Below are 23993 nucleotides of genomic sequence, written 5' to 3'. Positions count from 1 at the left end.
AGACACCCTCCGCTCTTTTTGAACTTAGCTTTACTATTATATATGACCTTTGCGCTTTTCTCAACAGTTTTTCTAAAGCTGGATCAGCACCCTGGACCGCAGTACGCCCATGAGCAACTCTTTTGCCTCCCGCCTGAGTCTGTCCACAGGAATCTTCTCTGCGTGCCCCTCGTTGAAAAAGCCGATGATGCCATAACAGAGAAAACCAGCGATCTGCTTTGGAGAGAACCGAAGACGGCTCCGGTTTTTCATCCGCTTTGTGTGATCTTCTACTGTCTCAAGGACAATGCTGTAAAAGGCAAAAGCCAGGTAGGGATTGTGCTCCGGAGCAGTATAGCGAAAAAAATCATAGTGGCTGTAGTACAGCTCCATAATGGCGTCCAGGATATTGCAGTAGCTGATCACCTCATCCCGGCCCGGATTGTTCTCCTGCTGCATTTTCTCATAGTCTTCCGTGCCTAGGGCAACCATATCCTGGAAGATCTCGTCCACCAGAGCATATTTATCACTGTAGTGGGAGTAAAAGGTGATACGGCTGATCTCTGCCCTTGCACAGAGCTCCGTAATGGAGATCTGCTCGAAAGGCTGCTCCGGCAGCATGGAGATAAGCGTGCCTTTCAGATTTCTCTTTGTCTTGGTGATGCGTCTGTCTTCCATAACATTTCCCTCAAACTGTATAAATAACTGACAAAACAGATTGGTCTGTAATTGAGTTTTATTAAACCATCTGCTATAATATTTTAACATCTGTTAAAATATCGGTCAATGTGTAAGATATTTTATGTTTTGTAAAGCTATATCTTGGAACTGCAAAGGAGAATACTATGTCAGACATTGCTATTATGACGGACAGCAACTGCGGGATCATGCCGGGATGCGAGCCTTTTCCCGACATCCATATCATCCCTATGCCTGTCCTGATCGATGGTGAGACTTTTTATGAGGGAAAAAGTATTACAGCCGAAGAGTTTTACCGGCAGCTTGCCTCCGATGCCGCTGTCAGCACTTCTCTCCCCTCCCCCGGGGATGTGATGGATATGTGGTCCTCCCTTCTGCGGGATTACAAAGAATTGGTATATATTCCCATGTCCAGCGGCCTCTCCACTTCCTGTGCAAGCGCGCTGGCTCTTGCATCTGAAGGAGAGTTTGAGGGGCGTGTGCATGTGGTGGACAACCACCGGATCTCCGTAACCCAGACCCAGTCCGTGCTGGATGCCCACTTTCTGGCGGAAGAAGGAAAGACAGGACGCCAGATCAAGGAGCATCTTGAAGAGGAGGCGCTGGACGCCAGTATCTACATTGCCGTGGACACGCTGAAGTACCTGAAACGGGGCGGACGCATCACTCCTGCTGCGGCTGCGGTGGGCACCGTGTTGAACTTAAAGCCCGTCCTCACGATCCAGGGAGACAAGCTGGATGCTTTCGCCAAAGTGCGTGGCATGAAGGCTGCTTTCCGCACCATGTGCAAGGCGGTAGAAAAAGACATAGACACCCGCTTTTCCCACTTGAGGGACGCCGGTGTCCTCAAGCTGGGCATGGCTGAGACGGCCATGAGCGAGGAGGATTTTTTATTCTGGAAAGAAAAATACAGAGAATATTTCCCGGACATGGAGATCGTCCACTACCCTCTCACCATGAGCATTGGCTGCCATACAGGGGCAGGGGCTCTGGGAGTAGGTGTGTTCCGGGTGCACCGGCCTTAATCCCGTTTTCCGATGAGTGAGAGGCAGACAAGCTCTGCCATATTGTAGAGACGGACATTGACTGTGTGGGTACCCAGCCCCCGGCTGACCACGCAGCTTTGCCCGTCTTTTTTTGTGTACATATCCCCCGAATACCTGGGAAAGAGCTGCATCTGAGGTGTGATAACCCCTCCCAGGACAGGCAGGCGCACCACGCCGCCGTGAAGATGCCCGGAAAGGACAAGGTCCGCTCCCCATTCCCAGTATGTATCCATATAGGCCGGCGTGTGGGCCATAAGTATGCGGTATCCTTCTTTGGGCAGCTCTCCGACTCTCTTATTGATTTCCTCCACCTGCAGCTCCTCTCTGCCGAAGTGGCTGTAGCAGGAAAGCGGGATCTCAAGGCCGGTGATAGAGGCCAAAAAGCCACCCTTCCGGAACAGGCAGGTCTCATTTTCCAGGACACGGATCCCTTCCTCTTTCAGTGCGTCCCGGTATCTATCATATCTGTCTCCGTACAGCTCCCTGTTCTCCTTCATCTTCTGTTCATGGTTCCCGTTTGCCGCACAGACGGGCGCCACAGAGACAAGGCGCCGCATGAGGGCGATAGCTGTCTGGTCGGTCTCCGGCTGTGTCCGGGTCAGCATGTCGCCTCCTGCCAGGATAAAGTCCGGGCGCTCCTTCTCGATCTGCTCCAGAAGCTTTTTATTCTCTTTTCCGTATTCTTTTCCGTGCAGGTCAGAGAGAAAGAGACATCTGATCTCTCTTCCTCTTTCTATCCCCGGCACTTCCATCCTGTAGCGCCTCACACGGAAGGTTGATAATTCTCTTGCCATCTCCCCGGCGCATATGAGGGCGGATGTGCCAAGCAGGGCCAAAGGCTTTTTCCACATTTTCCTTTCCTCCGTCGTATGCCCTGTGTCATTCGGGCAGTTCTGGTAATGATTATATAGTCTGTACTGATATTTTGCAACTTATCTTCCGCAGCTCCCGCCTATCCTTTCACTGTTTACTATGCCGGAAAGAACAGCTCCAGCGTCTGTTCCAGGCAGTTCAGGTAGCTGGCTTTGGGGACGTCTTTTGCCGCCACAATGTCCACTTTGCCGATCTCGGTGCCATCCAGAGAGTACACGACGCTCCCGGCAAAGTCCCCGGTCTTTACAGGGGCCTTCAGCTTCTCTTCTGTCTCATACTTTTTTTCAATGGCCGCCAGATCAGCCCCGCCGGTGTCCACATACTGAAAAGGCTCCTTCTGCCGGACAGGCACCTGCCTCTCCCGGCCGCCTTCCACATCCACAGGATCCAGCGCCTGTATTCCCTCATCCACATATTTCACAGCCCTTCCAAAACCATAGTCCAGAAGAGTCACTGCATCTTTAAACCGCTCTTTGGACGTCTCGGCTCCCATGACCACTGCAATCATCTCCATATTATTCTTCTTGGCTGTGGCGGACACACAGAAGCCGGCGTCGTCTGTGGAACCGGTCTTAAGGCCGGTGGCGTAGGCGTACTGGCGGATCAGCTTGTTTGTGTTTGCCAGCGTGAACGTGCTGCTTCCCTTTGCTGTAGTATGGGTAATATCCTCCATCCAGATGGAGGCGTAATCCCGGATCTGCGGGTATGTAAGGATCAGTTCTCTGGACATGGCCGCAATATCCCGCGCCGTGGTCAGATGCCCGTCGGCATCCAGGCCATTGCAGTTGACAAAGCTGGTACTCTCCATCCCCAGACCGGCAGCCCTCTCGTTCATATGCCTGACGAACTCCTCCTCGCTGCCCCACACATGTTCTGCCATGGCCACGCAGGCGTCATTGGCGCTGGCCACTGCAATGCACTTGATCATCGTGTCCACGGTCTGCACTTCACCAGGTTCCAGAAACACCTGCGATCCTCCCATGGAGGCCGCATACTCGGATACAGTGACCTGGTCTGCCAGAGAAATCTTACCCTCCGAGAGGGCGTCAAAGATCAAAAGCAGGGTCATGATCTTGGTCACACTGGCAGGAGGACGCTTTTCATCCGCGTTCTTCTCGTAGATCACTTTCCCTGTAGATGCCTCTGCCAGAAACGCGGAGGGTGAGCTCACCTCCGGTCCGGCTGTATGGGGCTCTTCTGCACCGGCTTCTGTGCCGGCCTCGGGGGCAGCCTTGATAAGGACAGGCTGAAGGAGCAGCGCCCCGCACAGAAGAGCTGTCAAAAATCGCTTCATATGCACATCTCTCCTTGCATATATCGTCTGTTACTAATATATTTTTATTCTTTTCACTTATTCCCATCTGTGTTAAAATAATTACTCCGGAATTTATCTCGCAGAAGAGAGATGACGGCTGATTTTATAAAGAAAAGGGGTATTTCATGAATAAAAAAGAAGTTCTGGAAATCCGGAAGCAGTTTTCACCGCAGAACTGTGCTATCACACGCATCTGCGGCTGCTACGTGGACGGAGACAAGGAAAAGAAACTGGAATTTAAGGAGGCCTTCCTCTCCCTTCCCGAGGAGGAAGAATTCAAGTATTTTGACCTGTTTAAGAGGACTTTGTCCGGCACAGTGGGGAAGAATCTTCTCAACATGAGTTTTCCGCTGGATGAAGAGTTAAAAGGCGGCGCCCAGGAGTTCCTGATGCAGCTCAAGGACGGCAAACTCACGGATGATATGCTTGTCGCTGAATTTTATGACAAGGTGATCGAGAACTATGATTTTGGGGAGCACTATCTGATCCTTCTCATCCACGCTGCTTACGACGTGCCGGGAAAGGCGTCTGACGGAATGGAGATGTACGACGCCTCTGACACGGTTTATGATTACATACTGTGCAGCATCTGTCCGGTCTCTCTGTCCAAAGCAGGGCTCTGCTACAACGCAGAGCACAACAGCATCGAGGACCGGATCCGGGACTGGATCGTAAACGACCCGATAAGTGGATTCCTCTTCCCCGCTTTCAATGACAGGGCCCAAGATGTGCACAGCCTTCTCTACTACTCCAAGAAGCCGGAGGAGCTGCAGGAAGTCTTTCTCACCCAGGTACTGGGATGCAGCCAGGTCTTAAGCGCCGGTACGCAGAAAGAGTCGTTCCAGGCCATGATCGCGGACACACTGGGCGAGGACTGCTCCTACAGCGTGATCCGCAACATCCATGAAAATCTGAACACACTGATCGAGGAGAATAAAGAGGAGCTGGACCCCCTGGAGCTGGGCAAGCTGGAAGTCCGGCGTCTGTTCTCTCTGAGCGGCGTGCCGGAGGAGAACCTGGAAGGATTCGACCGGGAATTTGACGAGACAGTGGGCGAAAAGGCCTCGCTTCTGGCCTCCAACATTGCCAGCACAAAGAAATTTAACATCAAGACCCCGGACATTGTGATCAATGTCAATCCGGACCGGACAGACCTGGTGGACGTCAGGATCGTAGACGGGCGGAAATGCCTGGTGATCCCTGTGGATGACCAGGTGGAAGTCAACGGCATTGAAGTCAGGATGGACCCGGAGACAGGGATAGAAGGATAACGGATTCCCTGCTGTATGAACCTTTTTAGAGTTCCACGATTCTTGGCCTGTGATGGGTGTAGGGGAGAAACTTCTTTAAAAGATCCTGGGTCTTAAATTTCAGGTGGGTAGTGTTGATGCCTGTATTGCAGACAAACCACTCTGCCTGCGCCACCTCCTTGTCGATGATGAGCTGCACATAGTCGTCCTCGTCATTCAGAAGACCTACCACGCTGGCAGAGCCGGGCGTGCAGCCGATATGTTTCACCATCAGCTCCGGCGGGGCAAAAGACATGTGGGACACGCCCAGCTTTTTGCTGAAGGACGATGTGTCGAATGGTTTGTCATCAGGCATGAGAAGAAGGAAGAAAGAGGTCTTTTTCTGATTGCACAGAAAGACATCCTTCCGCACCGGAGCCTGCAGAACTTCGCCGATCTCGGCGCACTCCTCCATAGAAGAGGCAGGGTCATTATCTACTCTCTCATAGGGGATGCCAAGCTTTTTAAAAACCTTGTACACTTCCTGTTCCAGTGGAACTCTCTCAGACACATTGTCCGGTGGAGTGGTTGTGATTTCGCTGATATACATAGGGGTCTTTCCTCCATTTCATTTTTGTCTTATAATAGCTATTATAGTGCACCGGCCCGGTCTTTCGCAAGACAGAGAATAATTTTTGCCCGGCCGGTATCAAAAAACAGTAAGGAAAGGTTGTGATCAGCAGTGAAATATATACTTGCCTCTGCATCTCCCAGAAGAAAGGAGCTTCTTGCTCAGGCCGGATTTACTTTTGACGTGTGCCCTTCCGGCGCAGAAGAAAGGATCGAAGGAGAAAGTCCTGCTAAGATCGTGGAAGGACTGGCAGCCCTGAAAGCCCGGGATATCTTTGACAAGTCCTTAGGCTCCATGACGGAAGACTTCACTGTCATCGGGGCGGACACCGTGGTGGCCTACCAGGGCGAGATCCTGGGAAAACCGACTGACCAGGAGGAGGCCCTGGCCATGCTCTCCATGCTGGCAGACCGGACACATCAGGTCTACACCGGTGTCTGCCTCATCCAGATGAAAGGCGAAAAGAAATATACGCGCACGTTCCACGTCTGCACCCAGGTTACTTTCTACCCGGTGAGCAGAGAAGAGCTGCTCTCCTACATCCGGACTGGCGATCCCATGGACAAGGCAGGCTCCTACGGGATACAGGGGCCTTTTGCCGTTCATATAAAGGAGATACAGGGAGATTACAACAATGTGGTGGGACTTCCCATCGCAAAGCTGTACCATGAGCTGAGAGAGATGGAAGAGATATAAAAAGATGACACGCAAAAGCGTGTCATCTTTATTTTGCACATTAGTTATATTTACGTTTTCTTGCAGCTTCGGATTTCTTTTTGCGTCTTACGCTTGGTTTCTCGTAATGCTCTCTTTTCCGAATTTCCTGCTGAATACCAGCCTTTGCGCAGTTTCTTTTAAATCTGCGTAAAGCGCTGTCCAACGTCTCGTTTTCTTTAACGATTACATTTGACATAGTCTCACACCTAACCTCCCCTCCAGCCCTATATTGTGCATCATACGACTGTTCGGGTATATTTATTGCACTACATTAGATTATAGCACATTTTTCCTGGACGTCAATCATTTTTTTCGTTTTAGAGCTGGTTTTCCAGTACTTCTTTTGCTTTCTCCAGGGCTTCATCAATGCCAGCCGGGTTCTTGCCGCCTGCCTGAGCCATATTCGGGCGGCCGCCTCCGCCTCCGCCGACGCAGGATGCGATGGCCTTGATCAGGTTGCCTGCATGGGCTCCTGCTTTGACAGCTCCGTCTGTGGCTGTGGCCATCAGGTTTACTTTGCCGCCTGCATCAGAAGCGAGCACAACAACGCCTTCTCCCAGCTTCTCCTTCAGCTGATCGCCCAGGTCTCTGAGGCCGTTCATGTCAGCGCCTGGTGCCTTGGCTGCCAGGAACTTCATTCCCTTCACCTCTGTCACCTGGTCTGTCACATCTCCCATGGACTCTTTGGCCAGCTGGCTCTTCAGGCTCTCAACCTGGCTGTGGAGCTCTTTGTTTTCAGAGATCATGTGGGACAGTCTCTCCTCCACCTTGTCCGGTGTGGTCTTGAGGAGCTTTGCCGACCTTTCCAGCTTCTCTTCCAGCTCATCATAGTACCGGAGAAGCCCCTTGGATGTGAGGGCCTCGATCCTGCGCACGCCGGCAGCCACACCTGTCTCAGAAATGATCTTGAAGGCAGTAATGACACCCGTGTTATCCACATGGGTTCCGCCGCAGAACTCTTTGGAGAAATCGCCCATGCTCACAACCCGGACGATGTCGCCGTATTTCTCGCCAAAGAGGGCAGCCGCTCCTGTCTTCTTTGCCTCCTCGATGGGCATGTTCTCAGCCTTTACCGGCAGGCAGTTCATGATCTGCTGATTGACGATGTTTTCCACCTTTTTCAGCTCTTCCTTTGTCATGGCTGAGAAATGGGTAAAGTCAAAGCGGAGTCTGTATTCGTTGACAGAAGATCCCGCCTGCTCCACATGTGTTCCCAGCACCTGGCGGAGCGCCTGCTGAAGAAGGTGTGTTGCGCTGTGGTTCCTTGCGGAGAGCGCACGCTTCTCTTCATTGACTTCCAGGGAAACCTTGTCTCCCACTTTCAGCATACCGCTCACAACATGGCCTACATGGCCGATCTTTCCTCCCAGGAGCTTGATGGTGTCCTCCACCTGGAACACGCCGTCCTCTGTGCGGATCACGCCATTGTCCGCCTCCTGGCCGCCGCTTGTAGCGTAGAACGGAGTCTCATCTACAAACACGGTGCCTTTCTCGCCGTCAGAGAGTGCGTCCACGACTTCATCCTCTGTAGTGAGGACTGTGATCTTAGAGCTGTATGTTAAATGGTCATATCCCACAAATGTGCTGGTCACGGAAGGATCGATGGACTCGTACACGGTCACATCAGCGCCCATATAGTTTGTCTCGCCGAAGGTTCCCTTCGCCCGCTCTTTCTGGGCTTTCGCTGCCTTTTCAAATCCCTCTTCGTCAATGGAGAATCCCTTTTCTTCCAGGATCTCTCTTGTAAGATCCACAGGGAAGCCGTACGTGTCATAGAGACGGAAAGCCTCCTCGCCGGAGAGGACCGTGCTTCCGGACGCTTCCATCTGAGCCTGCAGGCCCTCCAGGATGGAAAGTCCCTGGTCGATCGTCTTGTTAAACTGCTCCTCTTCCTTTGTGATCACCTTGAAGATGAAATCTTTCTTCTCATCCAGCTCCGGATATCCGTCCTTGGATCCGTCTATAACGGTCTGGGCCAGCTCCACAAGGAATTCGCCCTGGATGCCGAGGAGACGGCCATGACGGCAGGCGCGGCGGAGAAGCCGGCGCAGCACATAGCCTCTTCCGCTGTTGGAGGGCATGATACCGTCGGAGATCATAAAGGTTACGGAACGGATATGGTCTGTGATGACACGGATGGAGACATCTGTGGCGTAATCCTTCTCATATTCTTTGCCTGCAAGGCGGCACACGTGCTCACGGAGAGCACGGATGGTGTCTATATCAAACATGGAGTCCACGTCCTGTACGATGCAGGCAAGACGCTCCAGTCCCATTCCTGTGTCAATATTTTTCTGCTCCAGCTCTGTATAGTGGCCCTGGCCGTCATTGTCAAACTGGGTAAATACATTATTCCAGATCTCCATATACCGGTCACATTCACAGCCTACTGTACAGTCCGGCTTTCCGCAGCCATACTTCTCGCCCCGGTCATAGTAGACTTCTGAGCAGGGACCGCAGGGTCCGCTTCCGTGCTCCCAGAAGTTATCTTCTTTGCCAAAACGGAAGATGCGCTCCTCGGGAATCCCGATCTGTTTGTTCCAGATCTCCCAGGCCTCATCGTCATCCACATACACAGAAGGGTACAGGCGGTCCGGGTCAAGACCTACCACTTCTGTTAAGAACTCCCATGTCCAGGCAATGGATTCTTTCTTAAAATAGTCTCCAAAGGAGAAATTGCCCAGCATCTCGAAGAATGTACCGTGGCGGGCCGTCTTTCCCACATTTTCAATATCGCCTGTGCGGATGCACTTCTGGCAGGTGGTCACTCTCTTTCTGGGCGGGATCTCCTGACCTGTGAAGTAAGGTTTCAGGGGCGCCATACCGGAATTGATCAGAAGAAGGCTTTTATCGTTGTGGGGCACAAGCGAGAAACTCTTCATCGCAAGGTGCTCCTTGCTCTCAAAAAATGTAAGGAACATTTTTCTTAATTCATTTACACCGTATTTTTGCATAGTTTCCTCCTAATTTTTCAAACTAACATCTAATTATAAAGAGAACCCCGGCGTTTGTCAACGCCGGGGCCTGTCAGACTTATGCCGCATGCGGCTGCTGTTCCGCTCTCATCTCTTATCCGTCTTATTTCAGCTCGATCTCTTCCAGTTCCTTGGGCGGCACCTGTTTGGAGGATGCCTTTACGAAATCCTGGATCTTCTTCTGCGCTTTTGCAACCGGGATATTGGTTCCTGCTCCGGCCACACATCCGCCCGGGCAGCCCATGCCTTCGATAAGGCAGCCGTTCATCCGCCCTGCCTTGGCCAGGGTCAGGATCTTCTTACAGTCAGCCAGTCCCTCCGCGTGCTCAATATGTACCTCCACGTCCGGATAGTAGGTATTGACACATTTTTTGATGGCGTCAGCCACGCCGCCTGCCACTGCGTAACCACGTCCTGCTCCGGTGGCGTTGTGGAAGGAGGACTCGGCAGCATACTGGCTGAGATCAATATCCTTTGCGTCAAACATGGCCTGAAGCTCCTCAAAAGTTACTACGAAATCCACATCACTGCGAACGCTTCTTCTCATGGCCTCCAGCTTCTTGGCCGCACAGGGGCCGATGAAGACCACTTTGGCATTCGGGTGCTCCTGTTTGATAGTCCTGGCTGTGGCCACCATGGGAGTCAGCTCCTGGGACACTTCATCGATCAGATCCGGGAAGAACTTCTTGGCCAGCATTGCCCAGGATGGGCAGCAGGATGTGAGAAGGAAGGGCAGCTCTCCTGTCGTCACCTTCTCCACATAGTGGTGGGCCTCCGCAATAGCTCCGATATCTGCGCCCAGCGCCACCTCATACACCTCTTTGAAGCCCAGTTCCATGAGAGCAGCCTTCAGGTTTCTCGGCGTGATGTTATCTCCAAACTGTCCATAGAATGCAGGCGCGATCTCGGCGATAATATGATCTCCTTCTTTCAGTGCTCTCGCCAGCTGGAAGATCTGTGACTTGTCGGAGATAGCGCCAAATGGACAGCTGACCATGCACATGCCGCAGGACACGCATTTATCGCTGTCGATGTAGGCCCGGCCCATCTTGTCGGACGTGATCGCACCCACGCCGCATGCCTTCTGGCAGGGACGCTCCTTCTTGGCGATGGCGTCGTAGGGACAGACGGATTTGCACTTGCCGCACTTGATACATTTGGACTGGTCAATATAGGATTTCCCCTTCACAAAGGAAATCGCTCCTTTGGGGCAGACTTCCATACAGGGGTGGGCCAGACATCCCTTACACATATTGCTGACCTCATATCCCTTCTCCTCACAGGCCTCACAGGCAGATGGGATAACCTGCATAAGCGGCGGCTCATAATATTTATCGGAGATATTACTGGCCTCCACACCTGCTGTCAGATGGACAGGTTTATTTTCCGGACGGAGCGACAGTCCCATGGCCAGCCGGAGTCTCTCCCGGACAATCGCCCTGGCTCTGTACACACTCTCCCTGTATTTTATTTTTGTGTCCTCGTTTACCATTTTGTACGGAATGGCTTCCATGTCATCGTTCAATGTCTCCGGGTTGGACTTAAATCCAAGCCTGGCAACCTCCTCGAATACTTTCCGGCGCAGTCTCCTCACCGTTGTATCCAATCCTCTCATCATAAAGCGGTCTCCTCCTGTAATAGAACTTGCCCCCTCAAAAAGGGTCATTTAACACTACCACTATAGCCAAATGTTAATTTTCTGTCAAGGAGACAGCGTGTATAAAATAAGAAACATTTTCCGTCCTATTTTTCAAACAGACGCTGGGCGTAGTAGACAGACTGCATGGCGTCTTTCCCATAGAAGTCCGCCCCGATCATATCCGCGTACTCCTGGTTCAGCACAGCGCCTCCAACCATCACTTTGCAGTCCGGTTTCTCCTTCCGGAGCTGGCGGATAGTCTCTTCCATGCTTCCCACAGTGGTGGTCATAAGGGCGGAGAGACCCACCAGACGCACATCCTCGTCCAGTGCGCGCCTGACAATATCCTCAGGCGGAACGTCTTTCCCCATATCGATCACATCGAAACTGTAATTTTCAAGGAGCACTTTCACAATATTCTTTCCAATATCATGGATATCTCCCTTGACTGTGGCCAGAATGATCTTCTCCTTCTTCTTTGCGGAGCTGCCGCTCTCCTCCAGTTTGTCTCTGAGCACAGCAAAGGCATTTTTAGCCGCATCCGCACTCATAAGAAGCTGGGGGAGAAAGACAGTGCCCTGCTCAAAGCCCTTCCCCACCTGGTCCAGCGCCGGGATCAGCTCACTGTCGATGATCTCCAGAGGCTCCCGCTCTTTTACCAGCTCTCTGGTGAGGGCGGAAGCGTCTTCTTTCAGCCCCTTCTCGATCGCATCTTTCAACGTGAGGGAGGATGCCACAGGTGAGGCACTCTGATCTGCCCGGGCATTCCCAAACTCCCGGATATAATCCTCGCAGTTGCTGTCATAGCCCATCAGAGCACAGTAGGCATAGTAGGATTTCCTCATCTCCTCTGATGCGGGATTGATGATCCCGGCTGTAAGGCCGCTCTGAAGAGCCATGGTATAGAAATGAGCGTTGATGGCCGGGCGGCAGGGAAGCCCGAAGGATATATTGGAGACACCCAGCACCGTGCGGACACCGTATCTCTCCCGCACAAGGCGGAGGGCCTCCAGAGTCGTTTTAGCCCCCTCCGGGTCAGAGCTGACCGTCATAGCCAGCACATCGATGACAATATCTTTCGGCAAGATTCCGTACTTGGCAGCCTCTGCTATGATCTTTCCGGCGATCTTCGCCCTCCCTTCGGCGTCTGCAGGAATCCCCGCCTCGTCCAGGGTCAGTCCCACCACCACGCCTCCGTACTTTTTCACAAGGGGAAAGACCTGGTCCATGGACTCCTGCTTGCCGTTGACGGAATTGATCATAGGTTTGCCGTTGTACATCCGCATGGCAGCTTCCATGGCAGAAGGCTCTACTGTGTCGATCTGCAGGGGAAGGCTTGTGATGCTCTGGAGTTCCCCGATCACTTCCTTCATCATGGCTGTCTCGTCAATATCCGGCAGTCCCACATTGACGTCAAGGATGTGGGCTCCCTGCTCTTGCTGTGCAACAGCCTCCTTCAGAATGTAATCCATGTCATGGTCTTTCAGCGCCTGCCGGAATTTCTTTTTCCCTGTGGGGTTGATGCGCTCCCCGATGATCACCGGTTTCTCACCCAGCACCACCGCTCTTCCGTAGGAGGAGACAATGGTATCTGTCTTCCTGGCAGGCAGCCCTGCTTCCATTCCCCTGCACAGGCCGGTCATCTGCCGGATGTGAGCCGGGGAAGTGCCACAGCAGCCGCCGATCGCGCAGGCCCCCATCTCCACGATCCGCCTCATGGAAGCGGCAAATTCCTCCGGGGCAACATCATACACGGTGCGGCCGTCTCTCTGTCTGGGCAGGCCTGCATTTGGCTTGACGATTACCGGCAGAGAGGTATACTTCATGATCTCCTCCAGGATGGGAAGCATCTGCTCCGGTCCCAGTCCGCAGTTGATGCCAAGAGCATCCACCCGGAGGCCTTCCAGCATGGCGACAGCAGCTGCCACATCTCCGCCTGTCAGGAGCTTCCCTTTCTCGTCAAAGATCATGGTGGCAAAGACCGGGAGGGAGGTGTTCTCTTTCGCCCCCAGCACAGCGGCTTTCATCTCATACATGTCGCTCATCGTCTCGATGTGGATGAGATCGGCACCGGCGGCCTCCCCGTACCTGGCGGCCTCCCCGAAAGCTGCCAGCGCGGTCTCAAAATCCAGATCTCCCAGAGGCTTTAAGAGTTTTCCTGTGGGACCTATATCCATGGCCACATAGACCTCCCTGTCATCGCGAACCCCAAGATAAGCCCCCTCCTTGGCGCTTACCACAGCTGCTGTGATGATATCCTCCAGATCATAGTCACCGCTGTGGAATTTGAGGGCGTTTGCGCCGAAGGTGTTGGTGAGGACAATGTCGCTGCCAGCCTCAAAATACTGCCTGTGTATGTCCACGATCTCCTCTGTGTGCTCCAGATTCCAGACTTCCGGCAGTTCTCCCGGGCGAAGCCCTTTCTCCTGCAGGAGCGTCCCCATGCCGCCGTCAAAAAAAAGCAGCTCTTTTCCTAGTCTTTCCAGTATCATCCTTCGTTCCTCCGATATATACAGTCTTTCTTTTCGCATGCCTCACACCCTTTCCTGTGGCAGGGCTCCTGCTCGGCAGATACTCCGATCACAGCTGTGACGGATTTTACCGGAGTCAGCATAGAGCTTTCCGTCATGGAAAGGCCGATCCTTTTTGGCGCCTCCAGCATGGACAGGATCTGCTCCTGGTGGGTGATGGAGAAATCACCGTAACCGGGACTGAATCTGGGCCGCAGGTATTTCCCCTCCCGCTCCAGCTCCCGGCCGATCTCTTCCTGTTCCCCGTCCAGATATTCCTCCAGCATGGCAGCTGCGCAGGCCTGGGTCACCACAGCACCTGCCATGTCAGTGAGGGACTGACGGCGCATGAGAAGATCCACCCCGACTCCCAGCGTCGCTCCAAGGACTACTGCCTGACAGCATCCTTTCATATTCCTGCACAGGCTTTTGCTGTGGATCTTCATCCCGCCTATATTGAGGGAATCCTCCCCCTCCGGATTCAGGTCAAAGATACGCCAGACGATCCTGGGAGAGGCGGCGGTTTTCAGCTCCTCAAAGGAGCGGGCCACCATGGCCAGCGTCGCCTCGTCCGCCTCCTGTCTCCCAAATCCCAGATAGCGGACCGCCTCCTTGGTTCTCGCGTCCATCATGCTCATGTTCTGTCCTTTCTGTTTTTGTCTTCTTGTGCGTCAGAATAAAGAAGCTGCCGCGCCAGATAAACAGGTGCGGCAGCTTAAAATCATCCTGTCATGCATTCTATAGTTCGTCGTAAAGCTTCTCGTATTCTCTTGCAGAATGGTTCCATGAGAAATCCTGCTCCATGGCTCTCTCAACAATCTTGTTCCAGTCTCTCTTGCGGTCGTAGAAGATCTGCTCCGCATAGCGGACGGTGGCCATCATCTCGTGGGCATTGTAATTGCTGAAGCTGAAGCCGGTTCCGGTCTTCTCGTACTCATTGTAAGGCTCCACCGTATCCTTCAGACCGCCGGTCTCACGGACGATGGGCAGGGTGCCGTAGCGCAGGCTCATAAGCTGGCTCAGGCCGCAGGGCTCAAAGAGAGACGGCATGAGGAAGGCGTCGCAGGACGCGTAGATCTTGTGGGACATAGGCTCTGAATAGTAAATGTTGGCAGAAACTTTTCCCGGATACTTCCACGCATAGTGACGGAACATATTTTCGTATTTTGCCTCCCCGGTTCCCAGAGCCACGATCTGGATGGCATCCTGACAGAGCTCATCCAGCACGCAGTCGATCAGGTCGAATCCTTTCTGATCTGTCAGCCTGGAGACAATACCGATCATCATCACATGATTGTCCCGCTCGAGATTCAGCTCTTCCTGGAGAGCGACCTTGTTCTTTACCTTTTCTTTCCTGAAATTCTTGACAGAGTAATTGCGGGCAATATGTTTGTCCGTCTCCGGATTGTAGTCGTCATAGTCAATACCGTTCACAATACCGGACAGGCTGCCTGCGCGGGCGTTCATAAGTCCATCCAGTTTTTCCCCGTAGAACGGTGTCTTGATCTCCTCGGCATATGTACTGCTGACAGTTGTAATGCGGTCAGCATACACGATACCTCCCTTCAGGTAATTGGCGTCCTTGTATGCTTCCAGCTTGTCCGGCACAAAATAGTAGGAAGGAAGGCCTGTAATATCCTGCACTCTCTTTGTATCCCAGGTGCCCTGGAATTTCAGGTTGTGGATGGTCATGATGGTCTTGATCCCACGGTAGTACTCGTTTCCGTAGCGGAAATTATCAAGAAAGATGGGGATCAGTCCGGTCTGCCAGTCATGGCAGTGGATGATATCCGGGCGGAAACCGATCACCGGAAGCGCGCTCAGCACAGCCTTGGAGAAAAAGGCAAATTTCTCAATATCCGCATACATGTCGCCGTAGGGCGCCCACCCGCTGAAATAATACTCATTATCTATAAAATAGAATGTAATTCCCTCGTACTGCAGCTCGAGAATTCCCACGTACTCTGTACGCCAGTTCAGATCCATGTAAAAATGTGTCCTGTACTGCAGCTGATTTCTCCACTCTTCTTTCATACAGAGATATTTCGGCAGCATGACACGGACATCATATTTTTCTTTGTCAAAATATTTCGGCAGAGATCCAACTACGTCTGCCAGTCCGCCTGTCTTGATAAAAGGCACGGCCTCGGACGCTGCAAAAAGTATTTGTTTCATGATATTTTCCTCCCATCCTTACGGTATATAGGTATATATAGTTATTATACCGTATTTTTATTCAGATGAAAAGGGTTATCTGTTTTTATATTCCAGGCGCAGTGTATCTGCGATCAGCGCGATAAACTCGGAGTTTGTGGGCTTTCCCTTGCCATTGCTCACCGTGTATCCGAACAGTTCATCCAGAGTGTCCAGCTTTCCTCTGCTCCAGGCCACCTCGATGGCATGCCGTATAGCCCTCTCCACCCGGCTGGCCGTTGTCTGGTGATGCTTGGCCACTGTGGGATAGAGAACTTTCGTCACGGCGTTCAGCACATCCATATCTTCCACTGCCATCATAATGGCGTCCCTCAGATAGTGATACCCCTTGATATGGGCGGGAATGCCGATCTCGTGGATCATGTCCGTCACCCTTGTCTCCAGGTTGGCCTCCTCCTGCTCCGGACTTTGGGCAGCAGCATCCAGGCCGTGGATATAGCTCGTCCTCCCCTTCTGGGTGACCTGCTTGATCCGCTCCAGGATCACCTCATTCTTAAAAGGCTTCATAACATAGTACATGGCCCCTTTGTTGAAAGCGTCCTCTGTAATCCGCTCCTGGCCCACAGCTGTGACTATGATAAAATACGGGCGTTTTTTCAAAGTTTTGTCATGGTTGACGGCGTCCATCACGCCAAGTCCGTCCATTTTAGGCATGATCAGATCAAGAAGGACAACATCCGGCTCTTTTTCCCGGATCACCCGGCACATATCCTCACCGTTGTCCGCCTTCCCCACAAGGCTCAGGTCTTTATCGCTGCTGACGATTTCGCCAAGCAGCTCCAGAATTCTCTCGTTGTCGTCGGCGATTGCTACACGAATCTCTCCCATTCCATAAATCCTCCTATCTATTCTTGAAAAACTGTCAAGGAAAATTATAGAATTACAAAAATGCGAAATCAAGGATTTAGGGTCGGAAGATCTCGACACCTTCCCACTATTTTCTTAACTTTCGATATGTTTCAACATGTCCTGGATAAAGATGCCGTATCCCTCCTCCGGGCTGTTCACAAACACGTGGGTCACCGCTCCGATCAGCTTCCCGTTCTGGATAATGGGACTGCCGCTCATTCCCTGGACGATCCCTCCTGTGAGCTCCAGCAGCTTTTCATCTGTCACTTCCAGCATGATCTTTTTGTTCGCTTCCTGGGCATTCCTGTCAACTTTTGTAATACGGATCTTGTAATCTTCCACCGTGCCGCTGACCGCACAGCGAATGACGGCCTCCCCCTCTTGTATCTCACTTTCGTCGCCGGCTGGTTCCAGAGGCCGGGTGTCTGTGAAGAGGGTATCCACTCTGTCCAGCGTACCGTAAATGCCGTCCTCTGTGTTCTCATTAATACTTCCAAGAATATTGTAATTGTTGTAGATGATCACGCCTTCCATGCCTCCCGGGGTCCCGTCTTTTCCCTTCTTAATATCCTTGATGCTGGTGGTGTAGAGAAGACCGTCGGAGGCGTCCAGAAGCTGGCCGGTATCTGTATCCCTGATGCCGTGCCCCAGCGCCCCGAACTGGCTGTCCGCATTCAGGAAAGTGACTGTGCCAAGTCCCTGGGCATTATCCCGCACCCAGATCCCCAGCTTGTACTCATCCCTGCCGCAGCGGACCGCCTTCATGCGGATGGCGATTTCCTGCTCATCCCGGCGCACTTTCAGCACCACTTCCTCTTTGTCCAATGCGGCCACTGCCTCCACCAGCTGGAATTTGTTCGAGATCTTCTCATCGTCGAGGCCAATGATATAGTCTCCCTCCTGTACCAGATCTGCAGCCGGCTCATACTCCTGTCCATCCTCCCCCTCGATCTTCTCTGTCCCCAGCACCAGCGCTCCCTCTGTCTCCAGATAGATCCCCACAGGCATACCTCCGGGGATCAAAAGCTCATCGGAAGTGTCCGCATTTACTTCTTTTTCCAGACTGGCCCTGCTCTCCTCGATCAGGTACCAGCTTCCTCCCACCGAAATGGTGAACACAAGGATCATGATCAAAATTCGTCTGTACCAATATCTTCGCATACTATCGTCTCCATACTGCCGCCCCTCATGTGGAGGCGTTTTATCGTTAGTATGCGAAGGAGGAAAACTTTTACACTGGTAATAAATGGCTGTCAGTTCTCCCTGAGGATCTCCTCCGCGATCCGGATCTTTTTCACGCACCGGTCCATGGCTGCTTTTTCTATATATCTGTGGGCATCCGGCTCGCTCATCTTCCGTTGGTCCACGAGAAGCCATTTGGCCCGGTCAATGGTCTGCTGTTCCTGCATCCGCTCCTTCATCCTGCGCATCTCTTTCTCCAGTTTTCTGATCTTCATCTGGACCGCGCTCAGCATTTTGACGGATGTGTAAAGGCTCTGCCGCGTGGTGGGCCTTGCCAGGGTGACGATGCCGTAGTCCTCCACCTGGGAGGACACCTGCTCGTACATCTCTGCCTTGACCAGAAGCAGGATCCCTGTCTCATGCTGCTCTGCTATGTCAACGGCTGCCTGTATGCCGAAATCATCTTTCAGCGGTGTGTTGATGATGAGGATATCGTAAGTTTGGCTGACCAGCATCCGTTTTGCATCCCCCATGGTGGACACGTAAGAGATATCTCTGTACTGAGGGCCGGGGAGCACATCCTTCACCACGGAAGCCATCTTGTCTGACGCAGAAGCCACCAGTACGCGGTATGCCGCTTTTTCTGCTGTCATGTTCTTCCCACTCCTTTATCTTTGTCCATATATCTGTCAGTGTGTCTCAGGCGGGTTCTTGTAGGCAGCCAGATAGCTTTCCGGCAGCACCCGTTTCACGAGGGTGCCTGCAGCTGCCGCGTCCCAGGCCTCCCCCCGGCTCTCTGGCAGTTTTTTCAGCTGGTCTGTCACATCGTGGTCTGCTGTGTACAGATTGACATTGGCCGGTTTCTGAAGAGGCAGCTTTCTCTCAATGCCGTCCATGCCGGCGTAGATCAGAAGGGCAAAGGCGAGATAAGGATTGGCTGTGGGATCGGGGGAGCGAAGCTCAATCCTCTTCTTCCCGCTCTTCACGGCCGGGATGCGGATCAGCTGGGAGCGGTTTTCCGGGGACCAGGTCACATATTTGGGCGCTTTCTTCTCCCCCAGCCTCCGGTAGGAGTCCTCTGAAGGATTCAGGAACAGGGTGATCTCACGTATATGCTCCAGGATGCCTGTCATAAACTGTCCATTGCAGTCCGATCCATCCTCGCATCTCACTGACATATTGATATGCATGCCGTTGCCCGCATATTCCTTGATAGGTTTCGGGGAGAAGTCGGCGTACAGTCCGTTGCCCATGGCGGCTGTACTCACCACCCATTTAAAGGAAGCCGTATTGTCTGCGGCAGTGAGGGGATCGCTGTACTGGAAATCGATCTCGTTCTGCCCCGGCCCTTCCTCGTGGTGGGAGGCCTCCGGCTCGATGCCCATGTCGATGAGAGTAAAGCAGATCTCCCGGCGGATATTCTCCCCTTTGTCCTCCGGGGCCACATCCATGTAACCGGCTCTGTCAAAGGGGATCTTTGTGGCATTCCCATTCTCATCCGTCTGGAAAAGGTAGAATTCCACCTCCGTTCCAAAATCGATCTTCAGCCCCTTCTCCTTTGCTTTTTCCACGGCTTTCTTTAATATATAACGGCTGTCCTTCTCGTACAGGGTTCCATCCGGGTAACGGATGTCGCAGTACATCCTGGCCACCCTGCCTGTGGAAGGCCGCCACGGAAGAATAGAAAAGGTGGACGGGTCCGGGTGGAGAAAGAGGTCGCTCTTCACTTCACCGCCAAAGCCTGCCACAGCGGAGGCGTCAAAAGAGATCCCCTCCTTAAAGGCCCGCTCCAGCTGACCGGACATGATAGAAATATTTTTCTGCACGCCAAAGGCGTCAAAAAAGGCAAGCCGGATAAATTTCACATCCTCCTCATCCACGAATGTCATAACCTTTTCGTACTGATACATATCCATATTCAATCCTCCTTTTATATCTGCATATGATAAAAAGGCGCCTTCTGAAAGAGAAAGATACGCATACGCGAGAACTTTCTCTACCTTCAGATGAACGCCTTTGCCCATATTCTCTGTCTCTCATATTTCTTCTGACACAGGATATGCATTTTCACCTGCACACTATGTCATTACAGTAAAAAATATAGCGGATTTCCTTTTCCATGTCAACTTTTGAGGGGACGTCCTTGTGGATTGTACGGAAATAAATACAAGAAAACATTTGACAAATCATTCCCCCGGCAGTATAGTTACAGGCAAAGAACGGCAACGGTGTCGCAGAAATTACCCCTTTTTTTCTGCGCGCCGTTTTTTCTTTTACTTTTTGTATGCGGCAATGGAGTCGCTTCTTTCGCCCCGGGGATGGCCACACTGGGACGAAGGAGTCTCCATTGCCGTTTTTTTAATTCTAATTAAAATGAAAAGGAGTCAGAGAGTCATGAGTACAGCAGCAGAAAAATTTGGTTCAATGGTTTTTGATGAGTCTGTCATGAAGGAACGCCTTCCAAAGGAGACCTTCAAGCAGCTTCAGCGTACAATGAAAGACGGAAGGAGCCTGGACATAAATATTGCCAACGTAGTCGCCAACGCCATGAAAGACTGGGCGATTGAAAAGGGAGTCACACACTACACCCACTGGTTCCAGCCCATGACAGGCATAACAGCCGAAAAGCACGACAGCTTCATCAGCCCGGATGTGGACGGAAAAGTCATCATGGAATTTTCCGGCAAAGAGCTGGTGCAGGGTGAACCGGACGCCTCCTCCTTCCCGTCGGGAGGACTTCGGGCCACCTTTGAGGCCAGAGGATACACAGCCTGGGACCCCACAGCCTACGCCTTCATCAAGAACGGTGTCCTGTGCATTCCCACGGCCTTCTGCTCCTACAGCGGCCACGCGCTCGACAAGAAAACGCCTCTTTTGCGGAGCATGCAGGCCATCAACCGCCAGGCTCTCCGGGTTGTGCATCTCTTCGGAAATGAGGATGTGAAATCCGTAAAGACAACGGTAGGCCCGGAGCAGGAATATTTCCTGGTAGATAAAAAGTATTATGAGGAAAGAAAAGACCTGATCTACACCGGTAGAACGCTGTTCGGCGCACCGGCGCCCAAGGGGCAGGAACTGGAGGACCACTACTTCGGCACCATCAAATCCCGCGTCCAGGCATATATGAAGGAACTCAATGAAGAACTCTGGAAGCTGGGAATCCTGGCCAAGACAGAGCACAACGAGGTGGCTCCCGCACAGCACGAGCTGGCGCCCATCTTCACCACTACCAACATTGCCACAGACCACAACCAGCTGATGATGGAGCTGATGCAGCGGATCGCCAAGAAGCACGACCTTGTCTGCCTTCTCCACGAGAAGCCCTTTGAGGGCATCAACGGAAGCGGCAAGCACAACAACTGGTCTATCTCCACGGACACCGGCATCAATCTCCTTGAGCCCGGCGACACGCCCTCCGAGAACGCTCAGTTCCTCCTCTTCCTCTGCGCGGTCATCAAGGCTGTAGATGAGTACCAGGATCTCCTGCGCCTGTCCGCCGCTTCAGCCGGAAACGACCACAGACTCGGGGCAAACGAGGCGCCGCCGGCAGTGATCTCCATGTTCCTTGGCGATGAGCTGACCGAAATCCTCAAGGCCATTGAAAACGAAGAGTCCTACGACGGAAAGGAAAAAGAGCTGATGCGTGTCGGCGTACACGTTCTTCCCAAGTTCCCCAAGGACTCCACAGACCGGAACAGGACATCACCCTTTGCCTTTACCGGAAATAAATTTGAGTTCCGTATGCTGGGCTCCTCCGCTTCCATCTCAGGCCCCAACGTGATCCTGAACACGGCGGTGGCAGAAGAGCTGAAGCAGTTCGCCGACATCCTGGAGAGCGCGGACGATTTCGAGACCGCCCTCCACGACCTGATACGGGATACGATCCGGGACCACAAGCGGATCATCTTCAACGGAAACGGCTACGACGACGCATGGCTTGAGGAGGCCGAAAAGAGAGGTCTTCTGAACCTGCGCACCACGCCGGATGCACTGCCCTGCTTCCTCCACGAGAAAAACGTGAAGCTGTTCACCTCCCACAAGGTGTTCAGCGAGGAAGAAATGCAGTCCCGCTATGAGATCATGATGGAAAATTACGTGAAGGTGCTGCACATCGAGGCCCTGACCATGGCCGAGATGGCTGAGCGGGATATCCTCCCGGCAGTCAGTGGATACGCACACTCACTCACGGATACTGTACTCGCAAAGCGCTCTCTCGGAGCTGAGATCGACACATCCTATGAATACAGCACAGTCAAGAAGATCTCCTCTCTCACTGCTTCCGCCTACGAGAAGCTGGAGACATTGAAGAGGGTTGTCAGCGAGGCAGGAACCATTTCCGATTTCGAGAAGGAGGCCTTCTACTACAGAGATATGGTCATCCCGGCCATGGACGCCCTCCGCGGCGACATGGACCTGCTGGAGACCATGACAGACACATCTGTATGGCCATTCCCGACTTACGGAAAGCTGCTCTTTGGCATCATCTAGGCAGAGCGCCTGATTTATAAAAATCAAATCCCGGAGGTAACATCTATGTGTTCAATCATGGGGTACTGTTCACCCAGTGCCGATCACGATCTATTCAAGGAGGGATTTGACCGCACCATCTCGAGAGGACCGGACGACAGCCGGATCATCGATACCGGCTTCGGCCTTCTCGGTTTTCACAGACTTGCGATCATGGGACTTACAGGAGAAGGGATGCAGCCCTTCTCCCTTTGCGGTCATACCCTTGTATGCAACGGAGAAATATATGGCTTCAGAAAAATGAAAAAAAAGCTGGAGGAGAAAGGCTATAGCTTTAAGAGTGACAGCGACTGCGAAATCCTTCTCCCCCTCTACAAGGAATACGGGACAGACATGTTTGGCATGCTGGATGCAGAGTACGCTCTCATCCTCTTTGACGGCGACACGAGATCATACATAGCGGCAAGGGACCCCATCGGGATCCGCCCTCTCTACTATGGCTATGACAAAGACGGCGCCGCTATTTTCGCAAGCGAGGCCAAGAACCTGGTGGGACTGACCGATAAGATCATGCCCTTCCCGCCCGGACATTACTATAAGGACGGCGAATTCATCTGCTACCGCGATATCACTGCGGTTTCCTCTGTCTGTACGGATGACACGGAGGAGGTCTGCAGGAACATCCACGACAAGCTGGTGGAAGGCATCCGCAAGAGACTGGACGCGGACGCTCCCCTTGGCTTCCTCTTAAGCGGAGGCCTGGACTCCTCTCTCGTGTGCACTGTGTCAGCCCGCATCCTTGGCCGCCCCATCCGCACTTTTGCCATCGGCATGAGCGAGGACGCCATTGACTTAAAGTACGCAAAGGAAGTGGCGGACTATATCGGCAGCGACCATACAGAGGTCATCATCACAAAGGAGGATGTGCTTCATGCCCTGCCGGATGTCATCAAAGCTCTCGGCACATTTGACATCACTACCATCCGCGCTTCCATGGGCATGTACCTTCTCTGCAGGGCCATCCACGAGAAGACAGATGTGCGGGTCCTCATGACCGGAGAGATCTCAGACGAGCTCTTCGGCTACAAATATACAGACTTCGCCCCCTCACCGGAGGCCTTCCAGAAGGAGTCTGTCAAGAGAGTCCACGAGCTCCACATGTACGATGTGCTCCGGGCTGACCGGTGTATCAGCGTGAACTCCATGGAGGCACGTGTTCCCTTCGGCGACCTGGATTTTGTCTCCTACGTCATGAGCGTGGATCCATCTAAGAAGATGAACATCTATAACAAAGGAAAATATCTTCTCCGCCATGCCTTTGAGGGCGACTATCTCCCCCACGACATCCTGATGCGTGAGAAGGCCGCCTTCTCCGACGCAGTGGGCCACTCCATGGTGGACTATCTGAAGGAATACGCAGAGGGCTGCTATTTCGATGAAGAATTTGAAGAAAAACGGAAACAATATTCACATGCAGCTCCCTTCACAAAGGAGTCCCTCCTGTACCGGGAGATTTTTGAGAAATACTATCCCGGACAGTCTGAGATGATCACGGACTTCTGGATGCCCAACAAGGAGTGGGAGGGCTGCGATGTGGATGATCCTTCCGCAAGAGTACTCTCCAACTACGGAGCAAGCGGCGTTTAGACAAAAGCGCCGCAATACGAA

At 52.7% G+C, this 23993-nt stretch carries 19 protein-coding genes; 5 read left to right on the top strand and 14 right to left on the bottom strand.

All coding sequences use genetic code 11. The features are described 5' to 3' along the window. Nucleotides 1-72 precede the first annotated feature (72 nt). Entirely contained in the window at nt 73-657 is a 585-nt protein-coding gene (locus tag Q5911_RS02205; RefSeq protein ID WP_303180643.1) for a TetR/AcrR family transcriptional regulator, read from the bottom strand. Nucleotides 658-824: 167 nt separating this feature from the next. On the opposite strand from Q5911_RS02205, the gene Q5911_RS02200 reads away from it, so the two are divergent. Further along, nucleotides 825-1703, top strand: coding sequence for a DegV family protein (locus Q5911_RS02200; RefSeq protein WP_226394010.1), 879 nt, complete (start codon nt 825-827; stop codon nt 1701-1703). On the opposite strand, the gene Q5911_RS02195 is transcribed toward Q5911_RS02200, so the two are convergent. Both Q5911_RS02195 and Q5911_RS02190 read right to left on the bottom strand, forming a co-directional pair. Then, the gene (locus Q5911_RS02195) at nt 1700-2575 is read right to left on the bottom strand and encodes a metallophosphoesterase (protein ID WP_303180640.1); all 876 of its coding nucleotides are present in this window, start codon (nt 2573-2575) and stop codon (nt 1700-1702) included. The two genes, Q5911_RS02200 and Q5911_RS02195, sit on opposite strands and share 4 nt — an antisense overlap. A 119-nt stretch (nt 2576-2694) precedes the next feature. Next, nucleotides 2695-3891, bottom strand: a complete 1197-nt coding sequence (locus Q5911_RS02190; protein WP_303180637.1) for a D-alanyl-D-alanine carboxypeptidase family protein — start codon at nt 3889-3891, stop codon at nt 2695-2697. Nucleotides 3892-4037: 146 nt separating this feature from the next. Here Q5911_RS02190 and Q5911_RS02185 point away from each other — a divergent pair, with 146 nt between their 5' ends. After that, complete coding sequence (locus Q5911_RS02185; protein ID WP_303180635.1) at nt 4038-5183, top strand: DUF4317 domain-containing protein; 1146 nt, start codon at nt 4038-4040, stop codon at nt 5181-5183. A gap of 25 nt (nt 5184-5208) precedes the next feature. On the opposite strand, the gene Q5911_RS02180 is transcribed toward Q5911_RS02185, so the two are convergent. Next, a complete protein-coding gene (locus Q5911_RS02180; protein WP_226394006.1) occupies nt 5209-5751 on the bottom strand; it encodes a prolyl-tRNA synthetase associated domain-containing protein in 543 nt (180 codons plus the stop codon). Nucleotides 5752-5883: 132 nt separating this feature from the next. Here Q5911_RS02180 and Q5911_RS02175 point away from each other — a divergent pair, with 132 nt between their 5' ends. Next, complete coding sequence (locus tag Q5911_RS02175; RefSeq protein ID WP_226394005.1) at nt 5884-6468, top strand: Maf family protein; 585 nt, start codon at nt 5884-5886, stop codon at nt 6466-6468. A gap of 40 nt (nt 6469-6508) precedes the next feature. On the opposite strand, the gene rpsU is transcribed toward Q5911_RS02175, so the two are convergent. The 10 genes from rpsU to Q5911_RS02125 all read right to left on the bottom strand — a co-directional run bounded on the left by rpsU (nt 6509) and on the right by Q5911_RS02125 (nt 19774). Further along, entirely contained in the window at nt 6509-6685 is a 177-nt protein-coding gene (gene rpsU / locus Q5911_RS02170) for a 30S ribosomal protein S21 (RefSeq protein WP_004054229.1), read from the bottom strand. 121 nt (nt 6686-6806) lie between these two features. Then, a complete protein-coding gene (alaS, locus tag Q5911_RS02165; protein WP_303180626.1) occupies nt 6807-9443 on the bottom strand; it encodes an alanine--tRNA ligase in 2637 nt (878 codons plus the stop codon). Nucleotides 9444-9567: 124 nt separating this feature from the next. Further along, nucleotides 9568-11082, bottom strand: a complete 1515-nt coding sequence (locus Q5911_RS02160; RefSeq protein WP_076777477.1) for a 4Fe-4S dicluster domain-containing protein — start codon at nt 11080-11082, stop codon at nt 9568-9570. Nucleotides 11083-11207: 125 nt separating this feature from the next. Then, on the bottom strand, nt 11208-13595 hold the full coding sequence (locus Q5911_RS02155) for a homocysteine S-methyltransferase family protein (RefSeq protein WP_303180624.1): 2388 nt from the start codon (nt 13593-13595) through the stop codon (nt 11208-11210). After that, on the bottom strand, nt 13592-14242 hold the full coding sequence (locus tag Q5911_RS02150) for a vitamin B12 dependent-methionine synthase activation domain-containing protein (protein WP_303180716.1): 651 nt from the start codon (nt 14240-14242) through the stop codon (nt 13592-13594). Before Q5911_RS02150 ends, Q5911_RS02155 begins: the two co-directional genes overlap by 4 nt. Nucleotides 14243-14351: 109 nt before the next feature. Further along, complete coding sequence (gene glgA / locus Q5911_RS02145; RefSeq protein WP_076777479.1) at nt 14352-15788, bottom strand: glycogen synthase GlgA; 1437 nt, start codon at nt 15786-15788, stop codon at nt 14352-14354. Nucleotides 15789-15863: 75 nt separating this feature from the next. Continuing rightward, nucleotides 15864-16655: a sporulation transcription factor Spo0A gene (gene spo0A / locus Q5911_RS02140; protein ID WP_076777480.1), complete on the bottom strand. Its 792-nt coding sequence runs from the start codon at nt 16653-16655 to the stop codon at nt 15864-15866. A 114-nt stretch (nt 16656-16769) separates the two neighbouring features. Further along, nucleotides 16770-17837, bottom strand: coding sequence for a SpoIVB peptidase (gene spoIVB, locus Q5911_RS02135; protein ID WP_303180621.1), 1068 nt, complete (start codon nt 17835-17837; stop codon nt 16770-16772). A 92-nt stretch (nt 17838-17929) separates the two neighbouring features. After that, nucleotides 17930-18511: an ANTAR domain-containing response regulator gene (locus Q5911_RS02130; RefSeq protein WP_076777482.1), complete on the bottom strand. Its 582-nt coding sequence runs from the start codon at nt 18509-18511 to the stop codon at nt 17930-17932. A 36-nt stretch (nt 18512-18547) separates the two neighbouring features. Then, nucleotides 18548-19774 (bottom strand): glutamine synthetase family protein, encoded by a 1227-nt coding sequence (locus Q5911_RS02125; protein ID WP_330391081.1) that lies wholly within the window; start codon nt 19772-19774, stop codon nt 18548-18550. A gap of 478 nt (nt 19775-20252) precedes the next feature. Here Q5911_RS02125 and Q5911_RS02120 point away from each other — a divergent pair, with 478 nt between their 5' ends. Continuing rightward, entirely contained in the window at nt 20253-22346 is a 2094-nt protein-coding gene (locus Q5911_RS02120; protein WP_303180617.1) for a glutamine synthetase III family protein, read from the top strand. Between the two features lie 45 nt (nt 22347-22391). Continuing rightward, complete coding sequence (asnB, locus tag Q5911_RS02115) at nt 22392-23972, top strand: asparagine synthase B (RefSeq protein ID WP_303180615.1); 1581 nt, start codon at nt 22392-22394, stop codon at nt 23970-23972. The last annotated feature ends 21 nt before the right edge of the window (nt 23973-23993 follow it).

It is taken from the genome of Lachnoclostridium phocaeense (assembly GCF_959599685.1).
Classification (GTDB): Bacteria; Bacillota; Clostridia; order Lachnospirales; family Lachnospiraceae; genus Claveliimonas; species Claveliimonas monacensis.
Note: the sequence above shows the minus strand (reverse complement) of the source record. Positions and strands in the feature narration are given on the sequence as shown.

Bases quoted from the DNA above. Each gene is read 5' to 3' on its own strand.
- Q5911_RS02150 (WP_303180716.1), bottom strand. From the start codon at position 14,242: ATGGACGCGAGAACCAAGGAGGCGGTCCGCTATCTGGGATTTGGGAGA.
- Q5911_RS02180 (WP_226394006.1), bottom strand. From the start codon at position 5,751: ATGTATATCAGCGAAATCACAACCACTCCACCGGACAATGTGTCTGAG.
- Q5911_RS02155 (WP_303180624.1), bottom strand. From the start codon at position 13,595: ATGATACTGGAAAGACTAGGAAAAGAGCTGCTTTTTTTTGACGGCGGC.
- Q5911_RS02200 (WP_226394010.1), top strand. From the start codon at position 825: ATGTCAGACATTGCTATTATGACGGACAGCAACTGCGGGATCATGCCG.
- Q5911_RS02185 (WP_303180635.1), top strand. From the start codon at position 4,038: ATGAATAAAAAAGAAGTTCTGGAAATCCGGAAGCAGTTTTCACCGCAG.
- Q5911_RS02190 (WP_303180637.1), bottom strand. From the start codon at position 3,891: ATGAAGCGATTTTTGACAGCTCTTCTGTGCGGGGCGCTGCTCCTTCAG.
- spoIVB (WP_303180621.1), bottom strand. From the start codon at position 17,837: ATGCGAAGATATTGGTACAGACGAATTTTGATCATGATCCTTGTGTTC.
- glgA (WP_076777479.1), bottom strand. From the start codon at position 15,788: ATGAAACAAATACTTTTTGCAGCGTCCGAGGCCGTGCCTTTTATCAAG.
- Q5911_RS02120 (WP_303180617.1), top strand. From the start codon at position 20,253: ATGAGTACAGCAGCAGAAAAATTTGGTTCAATGGTTTTTGATGAGTCT.
- Q5911_RS02160 (WP_076777477.1), bottom strand. From the start codon at position 11,082: ATGATGAGAGGATTGGATACAACGGTGAGGAGACTGCGCCGGAAAGTA.
- alaS (WP_303180626.1), bottom strand. From the start codon at position 9,443: ATGCAAAAATACGGTGTAAATGAATTAAGAAAAATGTTCCTTACATTT.
- rpsU (WP_004054229.1), bottom strand. From the start codon at position 6,685: ATGTCAAATGTAATCGTTAAAGAAAACGAGACGTTGGACAGCGCTTTA.
- Q5911_RS02125 (WP_330391081.1), bottom strand. From the start codon at position 19,774: ATGGATATGTATCAGTACGAAAAGGTTATGACATTCGTGGATGAGGAG.
- Q5911_RS02205 (WP_303180643.1), bottom strand. From the start codon at position 657: ATGGAAGACAGACGCATCACCAAGACAAAGAGAAATCTGAAAGGCACG.
- Q5911_RS02130 (WP_076777482.1), bottom strand. From the start codon at position 18,511: ATGACAGCAGAAAAAGCGGCATACCGCGTACTGGTGGCTTCTGCGTCA.
- asnB (WP_303180615.1), top strand. From the start codon at position 22,392: ATGTGTTCAATCATGGGGTACTGTTCACCCAGTGCCGATCACGATCTA.
- Q5911_RS02195 (WP_303180640.1), bottom strand. From the start codon at position 2,575: ATGTGGAAAAAGCCTTTGGCCCTGCTTGGCACATCCGCCCTCATATGC.
- spo0A (WP_076777480.1), bottom strand. From the start codon at position 16,655: ATGGGAGAGATTCGTGTAGCAATCGCCGACGACAACGAGAGAATTCTG.